We start from the raw sequence: 22,778 nt of genomic DNA, 5'->3' as shown, positions 1-22,778 counted from the left end.
GTCAGTGCGCAAGGGTCAAGAGGCCCCTTGTCTTGCGCCCCTCAAAGGGTCAAACTTGTCACCAAACTGAGTATAGTGGTTAGGGCGGGCATATCGTGGCAAAAGGTGCGTTTTCAGGAGTGATTTGGGGAGCTGTCGTTGCAGTCGCTGGCGCTGGTGGCTTGTCGCTGGCTTATCCTGATTTTAAACCGGGTGTCGCGCCCAGCGATGCAATGATGGAACAGCCTGAGATGGCTGAAACTGAAACGGCACCTGTTGAAAGCGTGGATGCACCTGACAGTGACGCCATGGCAAGTGCAGAGCCTGCTCAGTCCGATTTGCCTGAGACAGATGCTGTCGAGGCTGAAGCCGACATAGTTGAAGCCGAAGGTGATGCTTTGGAAACAGACATGGCTGAGGTAGAGACACCCGAACCGGAAGCGGAAGAAGTTGTAGCAGCGCCAGCAAACGATGAGGTGTTTGACCCCTCTGTTGAGCCAGAGCCAATTCCAGAGCCTACCGAGCCAGAGCCTACCGAGGAGGTCGAGGCGGAGGTCGCAGCCGCGCCAGAAGCGGAAGTTGAGCCAACGACAACAGATCTCGTCGAAACAGTGCAAGCACCGACAGAAGAACCAAGCGCAGAGGAAAACGCGACCGCACAAGCGTCTGAAAGCATCACAGATGAGATCATCGCAGCGCTTCCTCAGCCCGAACAATCTGTTGAGGATCCCGCGCCCGCTATCACGACAGGACGCTTGCCGACGCTATCAGATGATGATGACGCTGATGCGCCAAGCGCTGTTGCGCCCCCCCCGTTTGAGCGGTTTGCATCGTCTTTTGAAGCAGACAGCGACAAGCCACGCATGGCGATTGTTCTGATCGACACGGGTGAAGGCGATCTTGGCGTCGAAGCGCTCGAGTCCTTTCCATATCCGCTGACCTTTGCGGTCGATACCAGCCAACCTGATGCGACGGATCGTATGCAGGTTTACCGCGAAAAAGGATTTGAAGTGCTTGCGCTTGTTGACTTGCCACGCGGAGCCACACCATCAGACGTTGAAATCGCCATGAGCGCGCATCTGTCTGCAGTTCCTGAGGCCGTTGGAATCTTGGAAGGTGTGGATACAGGTGTCCAAACAAGCCGTGAAATGGCGGACCAGCTGACGCAGATTGTTTTGGCCAGTGGACATGGCATGCTGTTTCAGAAAAGCGGTCTTAATACTGCGCGTAAACTCGCGGAGCGTGAAGGTATACCCGCTGGAACGGTGTTTCGCGATTTTGACGGCAATGACCAGTCGGCCAGCGTGATGCGTCGTTTTCTTGATCAAGCGGCGTTCCGTGCGGGACAGGAAGGCGGCGTTATTATGATGGGGCGTTTACAGGCCGAAACGATTTCAGCATTGCTCATTTGGGGGCTGGCGGATCGCGCGAGCCGTGTCGCTTTGGTGCCTGTCAGCCAGGTTCTTAAGCAAGACGACGCGCCCGAAGGGTAATTGGCTCAAAGCTGGTCTGCAAAGCGTTCCGCGCGTTCGCGCATGGCGGCATCTGGGTTAATCTCTGTCACGAGCGCTTCGCAGTCTTCCTGAAAGCTCGCTTTTTCAGCGTCGGGTGCCGTCCGCACGGCCCAAATGCAATACCCAAGAGCTGCGTGTTTGGATGACCAAGGAAACCGTGCCTTCAGGATCAGTTCTGCGATGTTCTTGCCAGCCTTGGGATAGCCCGCGTTCACCGCTTGCAAGAAGAAGCTGTAGGCGGTGAGTTGATCCATATGAACACCGTAACCTTCTTCGTGGATGACACCTAAATCATTGAATGCACGTGGATATCCGCGCGCTGCAGCCTCGGTGTAAAGAACGCGCGCTTTGATCCAGTTTTCGTTGCGCCCGATTCCCTGAACATAGGCATGTGCAAGGTTCGTCGTGCCCACCACATCACCCGCTTTGTGACCTTTTTCATACCAATCGGCTGCAGCTTTATGATTTGGGGGCTCTGCGGTTTCCTGTAGCCGTCCCAGTGCGGTCATTGCGGGTGCGTAGCCTTGATCTGCTGCGCTTTGGAATTCTCGAGTTGCGCGCGCACGATCCTGTTCTACAGGGGGCGACCCTTCGAGAAAGAGCGTGCCAAGATTGAAATACCCGCGTACTTCGCCTGCTTTTGCCGCCCGTTCAAAAAATTCGATCGCTTTGTCAGTGTCTTGTGCAACACCGCGTCCATCTAATGATGCTGCACCCAGAATATTGAGCGCCATCGCGTTGCCAGCCTCAGCACCTTCTTGGATGACCTTCAAAGCCGCGTCGTAGTCACCTTCAATATAAGCCAGTCGCGCGGCGGCGACGTCTTCTTGAGTAGGGGCCGCATGGGCGACTGGGGCTGCGAGAAAGGTGAGCAAAGCGAAAGAAATCAAACGCATCAGAAAATCCTCATTGGTATAATGAGAATGAGTTTACCGCAGATTGTCTGGTTTCAAAGCAAAACTCTCAGGCGTTCCCACTGCCCGTAAAACGGCTCGCGTCTTCAGCGGCTTTGCGGATCGCACCCGACTTGTGCACGGTTTCCATATATTCCGCCTCGGGATCGCTGTCATAGACCACGCCACCGCCCGCTTGGATGTAGAGCTTTTCGTCCTTCACCACCGCCGTGCGCAACGCGATACACATGTCCATGTCACCGCCCGCAGAAAAGTAGCCGCAACCACCGCCGTAGATGCCGCGCTTTTCTGGCTCTAACTCGTCGATAATTTCCATCGCGCGCACTTTTGGCGCACCTGAGACTGTGCCAGCGGGCATGCCAGCAAAGAAGGCGCTCAGCGCGTCTTGGTCTTCGTGCAATTCGCCAACAACGTTGGACACGATATGCATGACATGGGAATAGCGCTCTACGATGAACTCTTCTGTGGGACGCACGGTGCCAATTTTGGCGACCTTGCCCACATCATTGCGACCGAGATCGAGCAGCATAAGATGTTCTGCTAGTTCTTTCTCATCGGCGAGAAGATCGGCTTCTAACGCATCATCTTCTTCAGGTGTCGCGCCGCGTTTGCGGGTGCCTGCAATGGGGCGGATCGTAACTTCGTTTCCGAACACGCGCACAAGAATTTCTGGCGACGCGCCGACAACCTGAAAACCACCGAAGTTAAAATAGAACATGAATGGCGAAGGGTTGGTGCGTCTGAGCGAACGATAAAGCGCAAAGGGTGGTTGCTTGAACTCTTGGCACCAGCGCTGGGACGGAACGACCTGAAAAATATCACCTGCTTTGATGTATTCTTTCGCCTTCTCTACAGCGCTCAAATACCCCTCATGGGTGAAGTTGCTTACAGGGGCAGGGGCATCCTGCGCATCGCCAAGGTCGCGCGTCGCTGCAGGCATAGGGCGTTCAAGATCGCGCACCGCATCCATCACACGTTCACCCGCTTGCGCATAAGCTGCGCGCGCGGACTGACCGTCACTGACCCAAGCTGGTGACACAACAGTGACCTCGCCTTTGACGCCGTCAAGCACCGCGATGACTGACGGGCGCAGCATAATCGCATCTGGCACGCCAAGCACATCTGGGTTCACATCTGGCAGGTGTTCCACATGGCGGATCATATCATAACCCAGATAGCCAAAGAGCCCTGCCGCCGCTTGTGGCAGATCAGCGGGTAGATCAATGTGGCTTTCTGCGATCAAGGCGCGCAACGCGTCAAGCGGGGCTTGGGGCATTGGTTCGAACGCATCGCTGTCATAACGCGCTATGCGGTTCACAGAGGCGGTTTCGCCCTGCGAACGCCAGATCAAATCAGGCTTCATCCCAATGATCGAATAGCGTCCGCGTATTTCGCCGCCCGTCACGGACTCAAGGACAAAGGCGTCCTTTTGTGCGCCCGTCAGTTTGAGCATCAGCGAAACGGGCGTGTCCAAATCAGCAGCAAGCCGCGTGTAGACCACCTGATTTTCACCCGCGTCATAGGCTTTCGCGAAATCGTTGAAAGAGGGGACCAGCGCCATGGGCGTTACCCTTTAATTAAAGTTGGCATGCACCGCGTTGAGGGCATTTTGATCAAGGCTAATGCCTGCGCGTTGCTGAATATCTGCTGCAAACGCTTCAAACAGATCTTGCGCGACGGCGCTGGACGCTTGGCTCGTAAGCTGTGCACGCAGACGCTTCACATCATCGCTGTCTTCATCTGCAGCAAGCACATCATCAAGGCGTACGATGAGTACATCCGTCACATCTTCCACGACAACGCTTGCACCTTTCTCAGCATCGAACAAAGCGATAATCGCCTCTGCGGGCATCGCTTCTACAAAACCGGTGCGGGTGAGCTCTGTCAGCGTTTCCGCCTCCAGATCTACATCGGCGAAATCGCTCGTTTCCGTGATCTGCGGCAGCAGCGCTTCCGCCTCGGCGCGCAGGGCGTCAAGCGTTGCGGCTGTGCGCCACCCGGCGGTTACACGCTCGGTGATTTCATCCAGTGGCTGTGGGCGCGGCTCGAGGGTTTCATCCAGGCGCAGTGCAAAAATTCCACCATCTTCAAGGATTTCGACCTCTGGAAAGTCCTCATCAGTGACGCTGCGCGCGACGTCGCGGAACGCCTCATAGGCGGCAAGCCCGTCTTCAGCTTCAGTTGTCCAATCGATTGTGCCAAGCTCCATATCGGTTTCTTCGGCCAAGTCTTCCAGCGTTGCACCACCAGCGAGCAGGTCATCAATGTCGCTCATCTGCGCTTCGACCACGCGGCGCGCGCGATCTGCTGCAAGTTCGTCGCGCAGTTGGGCGCGTGCGTCCCCAAAAGTCGTCGTTTGTGCGCTTAGAATACCGTTGATACGGAAAAGTGCTGGGCCAAGATCACTTGGTAATGGTCCAACAATATCGCCCGTTGCACCCGCAAAGACAGCGTCGCCAGCAGCCCCTAGATCTTCTTTTGACAAGTCACCCAGATCAATGTCGACAAGGTTAAGCCCGCGATCCTCGACAAGTGCTTCGAAGGTCGTGCCACCCGCTTCCAATTGTGCCTTGGCAGAATTTGCATCCTCTTCCGCGCCGAAAACCAAACGCTCTACAAGGCGGCGCTCAGGCTTGTTAAACTCTGAATTGCGTTCATCGTAAGCCGCTTGCAACATGCTTTCATCGATCTCGACGGTGTCAGAAATCATATCTGGTGAAAGCCAAGCGTAGGTGATTTTCTTTGTTTGCGGCAGCGTATAATTGTCGATGTTTTCATCGTAATACGTCTTGAGCTGCGCATCAGTTGGGTCGCCTACAGGCTCTGCCAGATCGGCGGCTTTCAAACGGGCGACTGTCGCATTGCGACGCTCACCGATGTACGCGACTATGGTATCTGCATAGCTGTCCGGCACCGTTGTCCCAGACAGGATGGCCCCTTGTACAAGCGTGCGTGCCGCTTCCTCACGGAGGCTTTCTTCGAATTCTGCTTCGCTGAGGCCAGCGTTTTCAAGCGTGAAGCGGTAGGCTTCACGATCGAATTGCCCATTGATGCCTTGGAACGCGTTCATGCTAAGGATTTGCTGTTGTAGTTGTTCATCGCCCACGGACAAACCGAGTTGGGTGGTTTCGTGATCGAGCGCGCGTGAGGTGACAACACGTGCTAAAGCTTGGCGATCTACACCAAGCGCTTGCGCCGTAGAGAAGGGCACATTTTGACCAGCTTGCGCAGAGACAGCGCGAAGGTCTTCTTGAAGCGTGCGCGAATACAGCTCAACCGAAATCGGTTTGTCGCCGACAGATCCAATTGTGCGAATATTCCCGCCAAGGCTGGTTGCGCCAAAGCCTGCGAGACCGACGATCAAAAGGGCCAGCAAGATCCAAATAAACGTCTTCGAAATTGTATTGCCACGTACAGCCATGTTGCACTTAACCCTATTGCTTGGGGTCGCTTTTGCGGACCCGTTTGCAGAGGTTTACTTGCCTGTCGAAGAGGTCGCAAGCGAGAAGCGCAAAGCTGCCAAACGTGTGAACAATTCCGCAATTCCGTCACTGTCGATATTGGCAAACGCAATGCGCAAGTGTCGCGCGCCGTTTGGATCATCGATCGGCGTGAACATTGTGCCGGGCAGTGCGAGAATGCCTGCCTCTTTCACGAGCTCTTGCGCAAGTTCATCAGATGGCATGGCGAAAGGGTGCTGCACGTAAGCGAAGTAAGCGCCGCATCCTTTAAGGGACCAACCTTGCGCGGTGAGTTTTGGCATGTTCGCTTCAATCGCCGCGCGCCGTGCGAGGATTTCATCACGTTCGCCAGACAACCATTGCGTGAGGTTGCGCAATCCCCAAAGGGCGGAAAACTGCCCCATTTGGTTCGGGCATATCGCGACTGTATCAAGGAATTTCTCGGACTCGGCCAAGATCTTTGGTGATGTGATCATCGCGCCAACGCGATGGCCCGTTAGTCGAAACGCTTTGGAAAAAGAATATAGATGGATCAGTGTTTGATCCCAATCCGCTTGCTGAAACAACGGATGCGGCGCGCCGGTTTGACTATGAAAGTCGCGGTAGGTTTCATCAACGATCAGTTTGATGCCGGTCTCTTGCGCGAGTTTGAAGAACCGCAGCACCAGATCGGCGGGGTATTCAACGCCTGCGGGATTGTTGGGCGTCACAAGCGAAATCGCGCGAGTACGCTTTGTTATGAGGCCGCGCGCGACGTCTGGATCAGGGAGCAAACCTTCATCCGTGGGCAGCGGCTTGGCGATAACACCTGCCATATCGAGCCACATTTTGTGATTGAAGTACCATGGTGTTGGCAAAAGAACTTCGTCGCCTGTCTGAGCAATCGCGCTGATCGTTGCAGCGAAGGCTTGGTTGCAGCCCGAGGTAATCGCGATTTGGGTCGGGTCGATCTTTGAGCCGTAGGCATGGCTCCATTGCGCCGCGACTTCGGCGCGCAACTCAGGCAAACCAAGCACAGGGCCATATAGATGTGCTTGTGGTTCATTAACGATGATGTTGGCCATTGCCGCACGCATCTCATCCGGCGGCAAGTCTACCGGTGCTGCTTGGCTCACGTTTATCAATGGACGTTCGGGGGGGAAGGTGACACCCTCCAACCAGCGGCGCGCTTCCATCACAGGGGGCGCAAATGTGCTTTGTGTGGCAGACGTCACCTGATCAATCCTGACCGCGGTAAGGCTGTACATACTGCAGCGCCATATCCCAAGGGAAGAAGATCCACGTATCCTGCGAAACGCCCGTAATGAACGTATCTGTCTGTGGCTCGCCAGACGGTTTTGCGTAAACACAGGCATAATGCGCGTTTGGATACAGTGTGCGCACCAGCTCTAGGGTTTTGCCACTGTCGACCAAATCATCGACGATCAAGATTCCTGTCCCATCACCCATTAGCTCTGCATCCGGGGCTTTGAGAACTTTGGCTTCGCGCCGCTCCGTCGCTGCACCACCGCCGGAATGATATGAAACAACGGCAATTGTATCGACCGCACGAATGTCCAATTCACGCGCGACGATCATCGCAGGTGCCATGCCGCCACGGGTGATCGCGACAACCGCTTTCCAAGCGCCATCGTCCGGACCTTTGCCATCCAAGCGCCAAGCGAGCGCGCGTGCGTCGCGGTGCAATTGATCCCAGCTGACGTGAAATCCTTTTTCGTGTGGCAAACGATCGGTCATGGGCAGGTCTCCGAAGACAAAAGTAGATTAGCGGCTGAGTAAAAGCTTTAGACCTAAAAGGCCTAAAACAGAAGCTGCGATACGATCAAGAATAGGTTTGGTGCGCAAATAGCCTGCACTGACATGTTTCGTCGAAAATGCGAGCACCAGCGCGCTGCCAACAAGCCATTCTATCAAAAGGTGATTGAGCACTACAAAGGCTTTGTCGCTGAAAGCCATGCCTTGCGGGAAGATCACCATAATCACAGCGCCTGCGAATAACACGGATTTAGGGTTGCTCATGTTAACAAGAACCCCGCCAAGGAAGGCGCGCATCGGCGGCGTCGGCGCATCACCCAAGGGCGCGCGCGCATGTTTCCACGTTTGATAAGCGATCCATAACAGATAAAGCGCACCGACGCTTTTCAGCGCGATGAAGGCCCAAGGGAAGATCGCAAAAATTGCATCTAGCCCCATGAAGGCCAATCCGGTCCAAATTGCCGCCATCGCGCCTAAACCCCACACAGTATAGAGCCCCGCCATCCGGCCGCTCGCAAGGGTGGTGCGAATGAAGTACAACATCGCGGGGCCGGGACTAAGGATCGCGGCTAAAAGCGTTGCGTTGAAGGCGATCAGATGGGCCAGCTCCATACGCTTAGTCTTTGGACATGTCCGGCGCGTCGACGGCCTTCATGCCAACAACATGGTATCCTGCGTCGACGTGATGCGTCTCGCCTGTGACACCAGAGCCAAGGTCACTCAGCAGATACAGCGCGGATTTCCCAACGTCTTCGGTTGTTACATTGCGGCGTAGCGGGCTGTTGTACTCGTTCCACTTCATAATGTAGCGGAAATCACCGATACCAGATGCGGCTAATGTCTTAATAGGACCCGCAGAAATCGCATTGACGCGGATACCGTCCTTGCCAAGGTCTTCGGCCATATACCGTACAGACGCTTCGAGGGCTGCTTTGGCGACGCCCATGACATTGTAATGCGGCATAATACGCTCAGCACCGTAGTACGTTAGGGTAATTGCGCTGCCACCTTCGTTCATCAGCTTTTCTGCGCGCTGCATGATTGCAGTGAATGAGTAAACGGAAATATCCATCGTCATCGTGAAATTGTCGCGCGATGTATCAACATAACGCCCACGCAATTCGCTTTTGTCTGAGAAGCCGATGGCATGTACTACAAAGTCAAACGTTCCCCAGCGTTTTTCGATTTCGACGAACAACGCATCCATTGATTCTGCGCTGCTTACGTCACAAGGAACGACAAAATCACTGCCAAGCTGCGCTGCGAGTGGTTCGACGCGCTTTTTGAGTGCGTCACCTTGGTATGAAAATGCCAGTTCTGCACCTGCGTCTGCGCAGGCCTTTGCGATGCCCCATGCGATGGATTTATCATTGGCTAAGCCCATGATCAGGCCACGTTTTCCGGCCATAAGTGCGTTGGACATATAATCGCTCCAGTTTTAATTGTTGACGTTGTCTTTAGGGCAATGGGTCGAGCGCATCAAGCTTTGCCCCGTTAATTACCGAAGGGTCACGCTTGTTTGCCTTGAAAAGCTCGCTTAAGGCCTAGCTTGCAGCGCTAAGAGAAGCGAACACGGAGCGTTATGACATGACAGATAGAAGCGGACTTTTTGCAGGGGATGATCCCTTTGTTATTGCGAAGGACTGGCTTGCTGAAGCGGTTGAAAGCGAGGTCAATGACCCAAACGCGATCGCGTTAAGCACTGTTGATGCTGATGGTCTGCCCAATGCGCGCATGGTGCTGTTGAAAGACGTCGAAGATGCGGCGTTCGTATTTTACACAAACTACGAGAGCGCCAAAGCCGGTGAACTCGATAGTGCTGGCAAAGCCGCATTCGTCATGCATTGGAAGTCATTGCGCCGTCAAATTCGAGTGCGCGGGCTTGTGACGAAAGAAGAAGGTCCGCAAGCGGATGAGTATTACAACTCGCGCTCACTCAAGAGCAGGTTGGGCGCTTGGGCCAGCCAGCAATCACGTCCGCTAGAAGGTCGCACAGCGTTGATGGCTGAAGTTGCGAAAGTGACTGCCAAACACGGCACCGCGCCCAAACGCCCCCCTTTTTGGGGGGGGTACCGGATCACGCCGCTTGAGATAGAATTCTGGGCAGACGGTGCATTTCGACTGCATGATCGGTTTGTCTGGCGACGCGAAAATATCGATACAGCATGGAATATTACACGCTTGAATCCTTGAATTTCATGTGACGTGAAATTGTAAGCACTTGTTTTTTAGTGTTTTTAACCACTTGCTTTGTGGGCTCGAATTTCATCAGATGCAGTCAGGGGATGGCGGATTTTGAAGTGGTGAAAAACGATGAACAGTGAAGAGGCACCGCGTAGCTCACGCGGCGTTGTGAAATGGTTCGATCCTGCAAAGGGTTTTGGCTTTGTCGTTGCGGAAGAAGGCGGTGCAGATATTTTACTGCATGCCAATGTGTTGCGCAATTTTGGACAAAACTCGGTGGCTGATGGCGCCGCGATTGAGATCCTCACTCAGGTCACAGATCGCGGCTGTCAGGCCGTTGAGGTCGTATCAATCGATCCACCAAAGGTTGACGCAGGGCCTGTGCTTCCGGATCTGGAACACTTCGATCCTGAGCAACTCGCGAGTGTCGAGCTTCAGCCAGCACGCGTCAAATGGTTCGACAAAGGCAAAGGGTTTGGGTTTGCCAACGTCTTCGGTTCGGACGCAGACATTTTCGTGCATGTTGAGGTTTTGCGCCGCTCTGGTCTTGCAGATCTCGCACCTGGTGAAGCCTTGGCGATCCGAGTCATCGATGGTAAACGTGGCCTCATGGCAATCGAGGTGAACGCATGGGAAGCAGCGCTACATTAATTCGGTTTCTGATCGCTGGAGCTTTCGCCATCAGCATGTTTGCTGGCACTGTGAGTGCGCAAGAGAGCTGCGCGACAAATAAAGTCGTCGTGCGCGGAGATTTCGGCGAAGCGCGTTTTACGATTGAGCTTGCAGATGAACCTGCTGAGCGCGCGCAGGGCTTGATGCATCGTGAATCAATGGCGCGATCTGCGGGGATGCTTTTCGTATTTGAGCAACCACAGGCCGTCGCGTTTTGGATGAAGAACACGCTCATCCCACTGGATATGATCTTCATAGATTCGACGGGGCGAATCGCGCACATTCATGAAAATGCGATCCCGCTTGATGAGACACCGATCCCAGGCGGTGAAGGGATCTATGCAGTGCTCGAAATCAACGGTGGCCTTAGCAAAACATACGGCATTCGGACTGGCGATGCGTTGCAACATCCGGTGTTTTCTGGCGGGCCAGCAGTTATTCCGTGCCCAGAGTGATTTTCGGGCTTTTCATCCTGAGACGACACAGCTAAACACCGCTTCAGTCGGGGCGTAGCGCAGCCTGGTAGCGCGACGGTTTTGGGTACCGTAGGTCGCAAGTTCGAATCTTGCCGTCCCGACCACTTCACCTTTTTGAAAACGAGTTTTGACCCCACTTGGGTTGAGATCGTTCGTGCGCCACTACATGTTGTGCTCCCGCAGCGCTGCATACCACAGGTGGTGGTTGGTTTTGAAGCTGCCGCAATATGAGGCGCTTTTAGTGCCAGAATGTCACGATTGAACGGTTCCAAAATTTTAACCAATTGATCAAAAGTGATTAAGGCTTTCTTAGGGAATCTTCATCTCATGCACGAGCAAAAATAGCTAACCATGCTGCAAATAACGGTTTTTTCGATTAGCGAATCTTCGCAGTGTGTGTGGACCTTTCAGGCTGAATCATCGAGGTGATCAACCGCCGCAAATTTGACGATCAGGTCAACGCAAAAAACATCACAAAAATGTAAATAATTGGATTGACCGTGCGCAGTGAAATACGCCAGTTTGTGGGGGCGAGGCAAGTAAGCCACAACATATAGTGGCAAAAGTTCTCTTAGTGAAAAACGGTTGGCGAGGTCGAGAAGTCGTACTTTGCCCTGAAACGTGTGGTCAAACTCAGATCATTCGGTCACGCTTTGGGTTCTTCCTCGTTCGAGGCGCGCAGGCGCAGGCAACGGAACGTATGAGTATTGGGAAGGCTCGGACATGAAGATTAGCAGACATTTTACCACAGCAGGCGAAGACGCATACGCGTCACTTGATTTTGTGAGCACAGTATCCGAAATTCGGAACCCCGATGGCTCCATCGTGTTCAAGCTCGATAACGTCGAAGTTCCCAACACATGGTCGCAGGTCGCATCCGACGTGATCGCTCAAAAGTATTTCCGCAAGGCGGGCGTGCCCAACAAGACCAAAACAGTTAGAGAAAAAGGTGTGCCAGAGTTCCTATGGCGTTCCGAGCCAGCAGCGGACAACGACGGTTTCACAGGTGAAACATCTTCCAAGCAAGTCTTCGACCGCCTCGCGGGTGCTTGGACATATTGGGGCTGGAAAGGTGGTTACTTCACGACCGAAGCAGACGCACAGACGTACTACGACGAAATGCGCTTCATGCTTGCCACGCAGCGCGCCGCGCCAAACTCGCCGCAGTGGTTCAACACAGGTCTGCACTGGGCCTACGGCATCGACGGACCTGCACAGGGTCACCACTACGTTGATTATCAAACAGGTGTTCTGACAAAGTCCAAATCCTCTTACGAGCACCCGCAGCCACATGCTTGCTTCATTCAATCTGTCTCTGACGATTTGGTCGGCGACGGCGGCATCATGGATCTATGGGTACGCGAAGCGCGTCTGTTCAAGTACGGCTCCGGCACTGGCACGAACTTTTCATCCCTGCGTGCAGATGGCGAGCAGCTCTCAGGCGGGGGCAAGTCCTCTGGCCTCATGGGTTTCCTGAAAATCGGTGACCGCGCAGCAGGTGCGATCAAGTCCGGCGGCACAACGCGCCGTGCGGCGAAAATGGTGATCTGCGATGCGGATCACCCTGACGTCCAAGAATTCATCAACTGGAAGGTAAAAGAGGAGCAGAAAGTTGCGTCCATCGTTGCTGGTTCCAAGATGCACGAGCAGCACCTGAATGAAATCTTCAAAGCGATCCGAGCTTGGGATGGCTCCTCCGAGGACTCCGTTGACCCTAAGAAGAACGTTCAACTGAAAGACGCCATTCGCGGTGCGAAGAAAACAGCGATTCCTGAGACATATGTCAAACGCGTGCTTGATTACGCAAAGCAGGGCTACGCATCCATCGAATTCCCGACATACGACACAGATTGGGACTCCGAGGCCTACGCATCCGTTTCTGGTCAAAACTCCAACAACTCCGTGCGCGTCACCGACAGCTTCCTCAAAGCGGTTGAAGCGGATGGCGATTGGGAACTGATCCGCCGCACAGATGGCACAGTGGCCAAGACGATCAAAGCCCGGGATCTGTGGGAAGACATCGGTCATGCAGCATGGGCCTGCGCGGATCCAGGCATTCAGTACCACGACACGGTCAACGCATGGCACACTTGCCCAGAGGACGGCGAAATTCGCGGCTCTAACCCGTGCTCTGAGTATATGTTCCTCGATGATACGGCCTGTAACCTCGCGTCCATGAATTTGCTGAAATTCTACAAAGACAGCAAGTTCCAAGCGGATGAATATGTACACGCGACACGCCTTTGGACTGTCACGCTCGAAATCTCCGTGATGATGGCGCAGTTCCCGTCCAAAGAGATTGCACAGCGCTCTTACGACTTCCGCACGCTGGGTCTTGGCTATGCCAATATCGGTGGCTTGTTGATGAACATGGGTCATTCCTACGACAGCGATGAAGGCCGCGCGCTTTGCGGTGCTTTGACAGCTGTGATGACGGGTGTGTCTTATGCGACATCCGCAGAAATGGCGTCTGAGCTTGGTGCCTTCCCGGGTCACGCGAAGAACGCAGATCACATGCTGCGCGTCATGCGCAACCACCGCAATGCGGCCTACGGCGCGACGGAAGGCTATGAGAACCTCGAAATCAAACCTGTACCACTCGATCTGGTGAACAGCCCTGATCAAGACCTGACCAAACTAGCCATGTCCGCATGGGACGATGCACTGGCGCTGGGTGAAAAGCACGGTTACCGAAATGCGCAGGTTTCTGTAATCGCTCCAACAGGCACGATTGGTCTCGTCATGGATTGCGACACGACGGGTATCGAGCCTGATTTCGCTTTGGTGAAATTCAAAAAGCTCGCAGGTGGTGGGTACTTCAAAATCATCAACCAGTCTGTGCCAGCAGCGCTTGAGAACCTCGGTTACGGCTCTGCCCAGATTGAAGAAATCGTCGGCTACGCTGTTGGACATGCGTCCATCGGTAATGCACCCGGGATCAACACGACATCATTGGTTGGTCACGGCTTTGGTGCGAATGAATTGGCGAAGATCGATGCATCGCTTGCGTCCGCATTCGACATTCGCTTTGTTTTCAACCAATGGACGTTGGGCGAAGAGTTCTGCACAGGCGTGCTTGGCATCCCCGCAGAAAAGCTGAATGATCCGACGTTCGATCTGCTCAAGCACTTGGGCTATTCCAAAGCAGACATCGATGCCGCGAACGACCACGTGTGTGGAACGATGACGCTTGAAGGTGCGCCGCACTTGAAAGAAGAGCACCTCAGTATCTTTGATTGTGCAAACCCATGCGGCAAAAAGGGCAAGCGTTTCTTGTCCGTCGACAGCCACATCCACATGATGGCTGCCGCGCAATCTTTCATCTCTGGTGCGATCTCTAAAACGATCAACATGCCGAACGACGCAACCATCGAGGACTGCCAAAAGGCTTACGAGCTGTCTTGGTCTTTGGGTGTCAAAGCCAACGCTTTGTATCGCGACGGCTCCAAACTCAGCCAGCCACTGGCCGCGGCTTTGGTTGAAGATGATGACGACGCGATGGATATCCTCGAGAGTGGCAACATCACTGAAAAAGCGGCTGTCATCGCAGAAAAGATCGTCGAGAAGGTGATCGTCAAAGAGATCGTCAAATCCAACCGCGAAAAGATGCCTGAGCGCCGTAAGGGCTACACGCAAAAGGCGGTTGTTGGTGGGCACAAGGTCTACTTGCGCACGGGTGAATATGAGGACGGTCAGCTTGGCGAAATCTTCATCGACATGCACAAAGAGGGTGCGGGTTTCCGCGCGATGATGAACAACTTCGCAATCGCTGTGTCCGTTGGTCTTCAGTACGGCGTGCCGCTCGAGGAGTTCGTGGATGCCTTCACCTTTACCAAGTTCGAGCCAGCAGGCATGGTTCAGGGCAACGACAGCATCAAAAACGCAACGTCGATCCTTGATTACATCTTCCGCGAATTGGCTGTGTCCTACTTGGATCGCACAGACCTTGCGCACATCAAACCAACGGGTGCGAGCTTTGATGATCTTGGGCGTGGTGCAGAAGAGGGTGTGAGCAACGTCTCTGAGCTGTCTGATGCGGCGGCAAACAACTCTTTGGAAGTGCTCAAGCAAATCAGCTCCACAGGGTATTTGCGCAAGCGTTTGCCACAAGAACTGGTGGTGTTGCAGGGCGGTCAAGCAGGCGCAGTCGCGCTGAGCGGTACGGCAGACCCGGTAACAGCTTTGCAGACCTTAGTGCCAGAGGTGAGTGTTGCTGCGGCGATGCCCGCATCAACCAGCGCGGCAGCAGTGAGCTCTGCGACTGGGATGGATCAACGTACAAAAGCGAAAATGCAAGGCTACGAGGGCGAGGCTTGTGGTGAATGCGGTAACTACACGCTCGTGCGCAATGGCACTTGCATGAAGTGCAACACATGCGGCGGAACATCCGGTTGTAGTTAAGGGTTAGACTGGGCGTTTCTTCGGAAGTGCCCAGTTTTGTTAAGGGGTGACATTAAGAGCCGTGACTACGTCACATCTTGCAAATGCCGCTCAACAGGTGACCGTTTCGGTTTCCTTCGCTCACGCGGCGGGTGCGCCCGCCGCTGACGCAAATCAGGCCGCAGGCAAAAAATATTCCGAGCGGTGATTAATGATGAGCTTGAATTTGCGAACCTGGGGAGCCTTTTGGCTCCCCATTTTTTGTTGCGCTAGTCGCGCGCGTCCCAAAGCACATCTGCTGATGCGATGGTCTTGCCCTGATACGTGACCGCCTCAGGTGCGTAATTGATCCAAAAACGATGAGAACACGTGTCGCGCACGCGCAAGCCACTGGGCAGGCGCTCGGTTGGGATATTCGCTTGCGTGGCAAGGTCTTCTATGATGTCCACATAGCTCGCAGCGTTAGGCCAGCCAGCAATATAGTGCAAACCTTCTGCACGCATGATCGCAGGCGCGCCTGTGGATGTGCGTAAACTAACCTCTGCGTTGCCTTCAAGCTCTTCAAACCAATGCAAAAATGCGCCGCCGTTTTCTAAATCAACTTGTGCAGTGGGCGGCATGCTTTCGACGCGCGCGACCGTGCAATCAAGCCCTTTGATGTTAGGCCCCATTGGTGTTGGGATGCTCAGCTCAGCGGTTTTCGATCCTGTGCGCGGACCGATCAAGGCGATACCTTTATACTTTTGCAAGCTGTCGGGTGTCTCCAAAAGGCCGGGCGCGAGGACTAAGTCATAGGTGCTCAAATCTGCATCGGGGGATACGATATCCAGCGACAGACCAAGACGGCGTGCCGCGCGATAGGTTTCAAATGCGAGGCGGAACATGTCGAAATCCGCGCCTTGCGGCTGTGCCTCCCATGCCCAGCAGGACACATAATCAAAGATCAAAGCAACGCGCGATTGGCCGATGTCGACGTCGGGCAGCGCCGCAAGTTCGTTGGCGACTTGGCGCGCCTCATCAAGCGCAGGGGCAGGGGCAGCATCTGGGCGCAAGAGGCCTGCGTGCATTTGCTCTTGCGCGAAAGGCGCTTGACGCCAGCGGAAATAAAGCACTGCCTCAGCGCCATGCGCAAACGCCTCCCACGCCCAAAGCCGTCCCATTCCAGGCAAGGGGGCAGGGTTGTAGGGGGCCCAATTCACAGGGCCGGGCTGCTGCTCCATAATCCACCAGCGGCCTTTGCCAACAGCGCGATACAGATCGTGATGGAAGGCTTGCATGTCAGGATCGCCCTGACGCAAATAACGCGCTTTGTGCTCTGGTGAGCCTTCAAGACGATCTGACAAAAAGCCGATTGGATAACTGTCCCATGAGGCGATATCGAGATCCTCACCAACATCGTAGTGATCAAAATCAGTGACACGGCCCATATAGTTGTGAATAAGCGGCGCGTCTGTATGCGCGCGCAACACATCGGTTTGCACGCGGTTGAAACGCACCACCTGATCCGAAGAAAATCGGCGAAACGCGAGCACATGTGACGGGTTGGGTTCCGTGACAGTCAGATTGGGCAGACCAATCTGCTCAAAGCTGTCATACTCCATCGACCAGAATATATTTCCCCAAGCACGGTTCAGCGCAGCGGGGCTTTGATAGGTCTGCGCGCACCAGTCCTGAAACGCGCGTTTGGCGGCGTCGGAATAGCTCAGGATCGTTTCATGGCAGCCATATTCATTGTCTGTTTGCCAAGCGTGAAGATGCGGGTTTTTGGCAAAACGCTTTGCTAGAATTTCGGTGATGCGTCGCGATTCAGCGATGTAGCCTTCGTGAGAGAAGCAATAATGCCTGCGTGATCCAAAACCCCGTGTTTGCCCCTGCGCATCGAGCGCAAGCATGTCGGGGTGCTTGTCGAGCATCCAACGTGGCGGCGTGGCGGTGGGTGTGCCAAGGACAACCTGAAGCCCAGCGTCTCCAAGCACGTTGATCGCGCGTTCAAGCCAATCAAGTTGCAGATCTCCGGGGGATGGCTCTAAGCGCGACCAAGCGAATTCGCCGACGCGCACCCAGCTCAAACCTGCCTCGATCATTTGCGCGGCATCAATCGCCCAACGATCCTCGGGCCAGTGTTCGGGGTAGTAGCAAACGCCAAGCGTCCGTTTCATAAAATCACCTGATGCTCTTTTTGACCCTTGCCAACGCCTTGCAAAATAAAAGTTTTACCATTGTCGCCTGTTTCGCCCTGAATTCCTTCAGTGGCAGATGTGACGTACAAGTCGCTAAGCTCTGCGCCGCCAAATGCAGGGCAAGTCGTGTGCCGCCCCCCGACTTTATGCGATGCGAGCAAAGTCCCGTCGGCAGCGTAGCCGTTCACGCATGAAGAGCCCCAGAGCGCGACCCAAAGCGTGCCCTGTGCATCAATCACAGCGCCGTCTGGATTGACGTTCTCTTCAGTCAGGTCGCGCCAGATGTCGGGGGCTGCGTTTGGCCAGCCTGTACTTGGGTCAAGTGTGACCCGCATGAGCTGTTTGGTCACGGTGTCTGTGAAGTTCGCAAAGCTCGCATCCGGTGCAAAGCAAATCGCATTTGGAATGGTAATGTCTGGTGCAATTACGCGCAGCTCGCCTTTGTAAAAGCGGTAAATCGCGCCTGCCTGAGGCTCTGCGTTAAAGCCCATCGTTCCAATCCAAAAGCCGCCCCACGGGTCTGTACGCCCATCATTAGAGCGTGTAATTGCGTTTTCTGCTTCTATTTTCACAAGCGGTGCGCTGAGTGTGCCGCTTGTTATATCGAACTCATGCAAGCCAATTTCTGAGGCCACCAACAGGGTCTGCTCATCTATCCAGCCTGCTGCTGAAACGCTCAGATCGAAATCCCACGTTTGCGCTTTCGTGTGCAGCTTGCGTGCGTTGATATCAAACCAGAAAAGTTCCTGACGCAATGGATGCCACAAAGGTCCCTCACCAAGCCCGCAAGAACGTTCGTCAAAGATCATGTGCGCTGTGCGAGGTCGAATGCTTTGACCATTATCGTTGCACGTGTGGCGACTTCAGCGGCCGTAAAGCCGGGTTTATAAAGCGCAGAGCCGATGCCAAAGCCATCAGCGCTAGCAGCCATCCAGTCTGCAAAGTTTGTATGATCCGCGCCGCCAACGGCGTAGACCTGCGTGCCAATCGGCAAGACCGCGCGAATGGCTTTCAAACCCTCTAGGCCCAGCAGCGACGCGGGAAAAACCTTCAAACCATCGGCGCCTGCGCTCAGTGCATCAAAGCATTCTGTTGGTGTCATGACACCGGGATAGCTATCCAAGCCTGCAAGTTTGGTTGCTGCGATGACTTTCGTATCTGCGTTCGGAGAGACGATCAGCCTGCCACCGGCTTTGGCAACGTCCAGCACGGTCTCCACAGTGATCACGGTTCCCGCACCGATTTGAGCAATGTCACCATATGCTTTTGCCAGTGTTTCAATCGATTTCAGCGCAGAGGGCGAGTTCATTGGAACTTCAATACGTGTGATGCCCGCATCAATCAGACCGGCGGCGATGTCTTTGACTTCGATTGGCGTAACACCGCGTAAAATAGCGATAAGGGGTCGGCTCATGCTTAGGACTTTCTGGTCAATGCTTTGTAGGTTGCGCTTAATCCTGCGCGGGTCACGGATGCTGCATCAGTCAACGCGGCGTTGATGCCTTGCTGTGCCATTGCTTGCTTGTAAAGAGTGCACAAAGTGCTTGCGCCAATCAAGGCTATGTTTTGACCAAGCCAATATGGTTTCGCCGCCGCAAGTTCCATGCCGATCAAAGCACCCGATAGTTTTGCGCGTGCGCTTGCAGGGGCTTGTCCATTGAGAAGATCAGCGGCGCGCAACGAAAACAGATTTGCCGCAAATTTTTCTGGTCTTGAAAGCGTATCAGACACAGCGTTGAGAAAGTCCGCATCATTGCTGCCAGTGCCCTCAAGCGAATGACGCAAAACCGTATTTTTGCTGATCACATCAAACAATTCACCAGTCATAAACGTGCGAAAGCTGACAATTTCACCAGCACTTATATGCACCCATTTGCAATGCGTTCCGGGCAAACACAAGACGCCGTCCCAATCAGGATTAAGGGCAAGAAACCCTGCGATTTGAGTTTCTTCGCCGCGCATCACATCAGCTGGGTCGGATTGCTTGATGCCGGCGATAAGCCAGACTTCCAGATCATCACCAACGTTTTTCACGCGAATGGGCGCATTTGATTTCGCACCGCACGGAACGCTTCTGTAGGGCGCTTCTTGCCATCCTTGACGCGAGCCGACCATGCCACAAGCAACGACGGTGCAAGGGTTTGGAAGGGACCAATCGGCGATAAGTGCGCGCAAGGCTGGTTCAAACTCAAGCGGTGCGAGCGATGACATACCTTGCTCAGAGCGCGTCTGTGCCAAAACAGCACCATCAACGTTCATCGCGAATGCACGGAGCGTCGAGGTTCCCCAATCAACGGCAATCCAGTCAGGTGCTATGGTCGCGTCTTGGCTCATCCGGTCACCACGACACCACCGTCAATCACCAGCGATTGACCAGTCATTGCGCGGCTGAGATCAGAGGCAAGAAATAGAGTGCCACCCACAATGTCTTCAGGTGCTAGAGGGTCATCCAAGCATTGACGCTCAAGATGGGCGGCGAGCCCTTCTTTGGTCACCCACATGTCTTTTTGTTTTTGGGTAAGGACCCAACCGGGTGCAAGCGCATTGACGCGAATTTTGTCGGGCCCGAATTCACGCGCGAGCGAGCGCGTGAGACCATTGATTGCAGAATTTGCAGCAGTGTAGAGCGGATAGCCTGCATTGCCCATCATGTAAGAAATCGAAGTGAAGTTGATGATAGAGCCACCACCCGCCGCCGCCATCAGTGGCGCTGCGTGCTGGCAGGCAAAAACGTAAGCTTTGAAGTTAATGTCCATCATCCAGTTGTAAAAACTGTCGTCAATTTCGCCGGTCGCATGTCGCTTGTCGTTGGCGGCATTGTTGATGAGCGTGGTGATTGTCCCGTGGCGTGCGCTCGCCTCATCCATCGTCTCTTTGAGGCGAGAAATATCGGTAATATCGCATTGCATGAAATAGGGCCGATTACCGTGTTTTTGCTCCATATCATCGCAAAACTCGGTCGCATCCGAGCGCCCGACGATTGCGACGCGCGCCCCTTGCTTGAGGAAGCCCTCAGTCAGCGCCGCGCCAATCCCGTTGCCGCCACCTGTAATGTAAACAGATGCGTCTTTGAGTTCGCTAAAATGTGCAGTCATGAGCTTTGCTCCTTATAGTGAGGGTGCTAGATTTTTCGAAAAAAATCGAGGCCTCCGGCGGGGATATTTATAGAAAGAGGAAGCATCAAAGTTTGCGCCCTTCGACCACCCACATCGTATCGGGGAAATCCCAAGGCAATGTAAGGCCTTGATGCATCAAATAGTTACCAGATACAGTGATATTTTCATTTTTAAGGATGGGCGTGCCGCGTGACAGGGCAGGGGCTGTGATCCGATTGCGCAGGCAAATTTCGTATTGCGCCTCTGGGTCTAGACGCGTCAGGCGCAACGGGCGTGGTGCAATTTGCGACGACGTGGCTGCCTTGCCTGCGAAGACAACGAACTGCGTGTCATCTTCAGCCAATTGTTGTTCGGCAACCACCGCTGGGTCTGTGCTATCAAGACGCAAAATATCTGCGCGCTCCATCCAAGTTCGGTTGTGTTTCCACCATGCGGTGATGTCTTTGAGGACGGTATATTCGTGCTCTGTCAATTCGCGCGGATCCATCTCAAAGCCCATATGGCGTTGCGCGGCGACCCAAGCGCGCATGGAGATATCAATGACGCGCCCTGATGTGTGACAGTGACGCGGGCCGACGTGAGAGCCAGTGACGTTGAGCGGCAAAAACAGAGCCGCGTCATGTTGCATGCGCAAACGTTCAAGCGCGTCGTTGGAGTCTGAAAGCCACACGCGCTGGGTACGGGTTAAGATACCAAAATCAATGCGACCACCGCCAGAAGCGCAGCTTTCGATCTCTACCATCGGGAAGTCAGCACGCAAGCGATCAATGAGAGCGTATGAGCCGCGTGTTTGTGCCGCATCAGGGGCTGGAAGCACACGGTTGTGATCCCATTTGATGTAATCAATCGGGTATTCAGACAAGATCGCGGCCATGCGGTCATAGATGAAGTCGCGCACTTCAGGTAGCGCCATGTTGAGCGCTTTTTGTTGGCGCCCCAAGGTCTGGTCTTCACTGCCGAGGGCCCAATCAGGATGCGCGCGGTGCAAGTCGCTGTCGGGGTTGATCATTTCGGGCTCAAACCAGATGCCGAAGGTCATATCTTTGGAATGTACATGATCGATTAAAGGCCCCAGACCATCGGGGTATTTGCGTGGATCGACTTCCCAATCTGACAGCGACGTCGTGTCGTCATCGCGTTGACCGAACCAGCCATCGTCAAGCACAAAGCGCTCGGCACCGAGATCTGCAGCACGATCCGCGATGTCCTTTAGAACGTCGAGTTTGTGGTCGAAATAGACGGCTTCCCAGCAGTTGTAATGCACAGGACGCGGGCGATTTGGTTTGGGGAATGTTACAATATGATCGCGCACGTGGCGTTGGAACGAGACAGCGCAGCCGTTTAGCCCATCATAGCTAAAGACTGCATAGAGCGGCGCAGTTTCAAAGTGCTTGGAGGCATTTGCCTCGACACGAGGCGCATGGCCGAACTGGATTTGACGACGGCCATCAGGTAATTCTTCGGCGATCATTTTGTGGCCGCCTGACCAACCATAATGGAACGCGTGTGCGGAGCCTGTGGTATTTGTTGCGCCGTATTCCGGAACAATCAAACCCGGAAAATGCTCATGGCCAGTACGACCTGTGCGGTTCTCACGCATGCGGATGCCGGGCGACCATGCGGTGCGGTGGGGTTGGAATTCACCACACCAGCGACCGGCGAAATCAATCATATCCGCGCTTTGTTGGGACGCAGGGAAAACAGGGGCGGAAAGCCAGTGGAGGTGGATCGGAGCATCTGCGTCGAGCATGGCCTGACATGTGATAATGTGGCTGACCGGATCGATCTTAAATGTCGCCGTATAGTTCAGGGCATGAGCGTCGTCGCGATAAATGAGGGTAAGAGCATCTTCTTCAACCTCATCGCTTTGAAAACAGAACTTTGGCAGCAAAGGCGTGCCATTCTCCGAGCGAATGATCATGCCCGGCTGGCCGGGGAAGGTGCGCGAGGCTTCTGGACAAATGCTCAAATCGGGGTTTTCATCTAGCATCCCGCCTGTCACATCCAGCGCATGCGCTGCTTGGATCGTTGCCAAGTCTTCGTTCAAAGGCAGCGGTGCGCCCCAATATACCACTTGCGGCAAGCGCGCACCTGTAGCGGCCAGCACCAGCGTCTGGCGGCTGCAATCTAGTCTCCAGTGTTGCATC

The 22,778-nt window shown here is 54.4% G+C and carries 18 protein-coding genes and 1 tRNA gene; 6 read left to right on the top strand and 13 right to left on the bottom strand.

The annotated features are described in order from the left end of the window. Positions 1–95 precede the first annotated feature (95 nt). Positions 96–1,472 (top strand): divergent polysaccharide deacetylase family protein, encoded by a 1,377-nt coding sequence (locus tag ACTG3Z_RS10820; RefSeq protein WP_439143082.1) that lies wholly within the window; start codon positions 96–98, stop codon positions 1,470–1,472. Positions 1,473–1,477: 5 nt separating this feature from the next. On the opposite strand, the gene ACTG3Z_RS10815 is transcribed toward ACTG3Z_RS10820, so the two are convergent. The 7 genes from ACTG3Z_RS10815 to fabI all read right to left on the bottom strand — a co-directional run bounded on the left by ACTG3Z_RS10815 (position 1,478) and on the right by fabI (position 9,046). Next, positions 1,478–2,389: a tetratricopeptide repeat protein gene (locus tag ACTG3Z_RS10815; protein WP_439143081.1), complete on the bottom strand. Its 912-nt coding sequence runs from the start codon at positions 2,387–2,389 to the stop codon at positions 1,478–1,480. Positions 2,390–2,456: 67 nt separating this feature from the next. After that, positions 2,457–3,968 carry an anthranilate synthase component I gene (trpE, locus tag ACTG3Z_RS10810; protein WP_439143080.1) on the bottom strand — a complete coding sequence of 504 codons (1,512 nt, stop codon included), beginning with the start codon at positions 3,966–3,968 and terminating at the stop codon, positions 2,457–2,459. 12 nt (positions 3,969–3,980) lie between these two features. Next, entirely contained in the window at positions 3,981–5,828 is a 1,848-nt protein-coding gene (locus ACTG3Z_RS10805; RefSeq protein WP_439143079.1) for a SurA N-terminal domain-containing protein, read from the bottom strand. 54 nt (positions 5,829–5,882) lie between these two features. After that, a complete protein-coding gene (locus tag ACTG3Z_RS10800; protein ID WP_439143078.1) occupies positions 5,883–7,115 on the bottom strand; it encodes an aminotransferase in 1,233 nt (410 codons plus the stop codon). Beyond that, the gene (gene gpt / locus ACTG3Z_RS10795) at positions 7,087–7,605 is read right to left on the bottom strand and encodes a xanthine phosphoribosyltransferase (RefSeq protein ID WP_375266285.1); all 519 of its coding nucleotides are present in this window, start codon (positions 7,603–7,605) and stop codon (positions 7,087–7,089) included. Before gpt ends, ACTG3Z_RS10800 begins: the two co-directional genes overlap by 29 nt. Positions 7,606–7,632: 27 nt before the next feature. Beyond that, positions 7,633–8,235: a LysE family translocator gene (locus ACTG3Z_RS10790; protein ID WP_439143077.1), complete on the bottom strand. Its 603-nt coding sequence runs from the start codon at positions 8,233–8,235 to the stop codon at positions 7,633–7,635. A 4-nt stretch (positions 8,236–8,239) separates the two neighbouring features. Next, a complete protein-coding gene (gene fabI, locus ACTG3Z_RS10785; RefSeq protein WP_439143076.1) occupies positions 8,240–9,046 on the bottom strand; it encodes an enoyl-ACP reductase FabI in 807 nt (268 codons plus the stop codon). A gap of 164 nt (positions 9,047–9,210) precedes the next feature. Between fabI and pdxH the strand changes: the two genes are divergently transcribed. The 5 genes from pdxH to ACTG3Z_RS10760 all read left to right on the top strand — a co-directional run bounded on the left by pdxH (position 9,211) and on the right by ACTG3Z_RS10760 (position 15,356). After that, a complete protein-coding gene (gene pdxH, locus ACTG3Z_RS10780) occupies positions 9,211–9,816 on the top strand; it encodes a pyridoxamine 5'-phosphate oxidase (RefSeq protein WP_439143075.1) in 606 nt (201 codons plus the stop codon). Positions 9,817–9,936: 120 nt separating this feature from the next. Continuing rightward, the gene (locus ACTG3Z_RS10775) at positions 9,937–10,458 is read left to right on the top strand and encodes a cold-shock protein (protein ID WP_439143074.1); all 522 of its coding nucleotides are present in this window, start codon (positions 9,937–9,939) and stop codon (positions 10,456–10,458) included. Beyond that, positions 10,437–10,934, top strand: coding sequence for a DUF192 domain-containing protein (locus ACTG3Z_RS10770; protein ID WP_439143073.1), 498 nt, complete (start codon positions 10,437–10,439; stop codon positions 10,932–10,934). The genes ACTG3Z_RS10775 and ACTG3Z_RS10770 overlap by 22 nt, the downstream gene beginning before the upstream one ends. 48 nt (positions 10,935–10,982) lie before the next feature. Then, a tRNA-Pro gene (locus ACTG3Z_RS10765) sits at positions 10,983–11,059 on the top strand. Positions 11,060–11,678: 619 nt separating this feature from the next. Further along, on the top strand, positions 11,679–15,356 hold the full coding sequence (locus ACTG3Z_RS10760) for a vitamin B12-dependent ribonucleotide reductase (protein ID WP_439143072.1): 3,678 nt from the start codon (positions 11,679–11,681) through the stop codon (positions 15,354–15,356). A 248-nt stretch (positions 15,357–15,604) separates the two neighbouring features. Here ACTG3Z_RS10760 and ACTG3Z_RS10755 read toward each other — a convergent pair whose 3' ends face one another. The 6 genes from ACTG3Z_RS10755 to ACTG3Z_RS10730 form a co-directional block, all read right to left on the bottom strand. Continuing rightward, on the bottom strand, positions 15,605–17,494 hold the full coding sequence (locus ACTG3Z_RS10755; protein ID WP_439143071.1) for a beta-galactosidase: 1,890 nt from the start codon (positions 17,492–17,494) through the stop codon (positions 15,605–15,607). Next, positions 17,491–18,324: an SMP-30/gluconolactonase/LRE family protein gene (locus ACTG3Z_RS10750; protein WP_439143070.1), complete on the bottom strand. Its 834-nt coding sequence runs from the start codon at positions 18,322–18,324 to the stop codon at positions 17,491–17,493. Before ACTG3Z_RS10750 ends, ACTG3Z_RS10755 begins: the two co-directional genes overlap by 4 nt. Beyond that, positions 18,321–18,929 (bottom strand): 2-dehydro-3-deoxy-6-phosphogalactonate aldolase, encoded by a 609-nt coding sequence (locus ACTG3Z_RS10745; protein ID WP_439143069.1) that lies wholly within the window; start codon positions 18,927–18,929, stop codon positions 18,321–18,323. The genes ACTG3Z_RS10750 and ACTG3Z_RS10745 overlap by 4 nt, the downstream gene beginning before the upstream one ends. 2 nt (positions 18,930–18,931) lie before the next feature. Continuing rightward, a complete protein-coding gene (locus tag ACTG3Z_RS10740; RefSeq protein ID WP_439143068.1) occupies positions 18,932–19,849 on the bottom strand; it encodes a 2-dehydro-3-deoxygalactonokinase in 918 nt (305 codons plus the stop codon). After that, positions 19,846–20,610 carry an SDR family NAD(P)-dependent oxidoreductase gene (locus ACTG3Z_RS10735; RefSeq protein ID WP_439143067.1) on the bottom strand — a complete coding sequence of 255 codons (765 nt, stop codon included), beginning with the start codon at positions 20,608–20,610 and terminating at the stop codon, positions 19,846–19,848. The genes ACTG3Z_RS10740 and ACTG3Z_RS10735 overlap by 4 nt, the downstream gene beginning before the upstream one ends. A gap of 85 nt (positions 20,611–20,695) precedes the next feature. Beyond that, complete coding sequence (locus tag ACTG3Z_RS10730; RefSeq protein ID WP_439143066.1) at positions 20,696–22,777, bottom strand: alpha-galactosidase; 2,082 nt, start codon at positions 22,775–22,777, stop codon at positions 20,696–20,698. Position 22,778: the final 1 nt, after the last annotated feature.

The organism is Planktotalea sp., assembly GCF_965659345.1.
In the GTDB taxonomy this organism is placed as follows: domain Bacteria; phylum Pseudomonadota; class Alphaproteobacteria; order Rhodobacterales; family Rhodobacteraceae; genus Planktotalea.
Note: the sequence above shows the minus strand (reverse complement) of the source record. Positions and strands in the feature narration are given on the sequence as shown.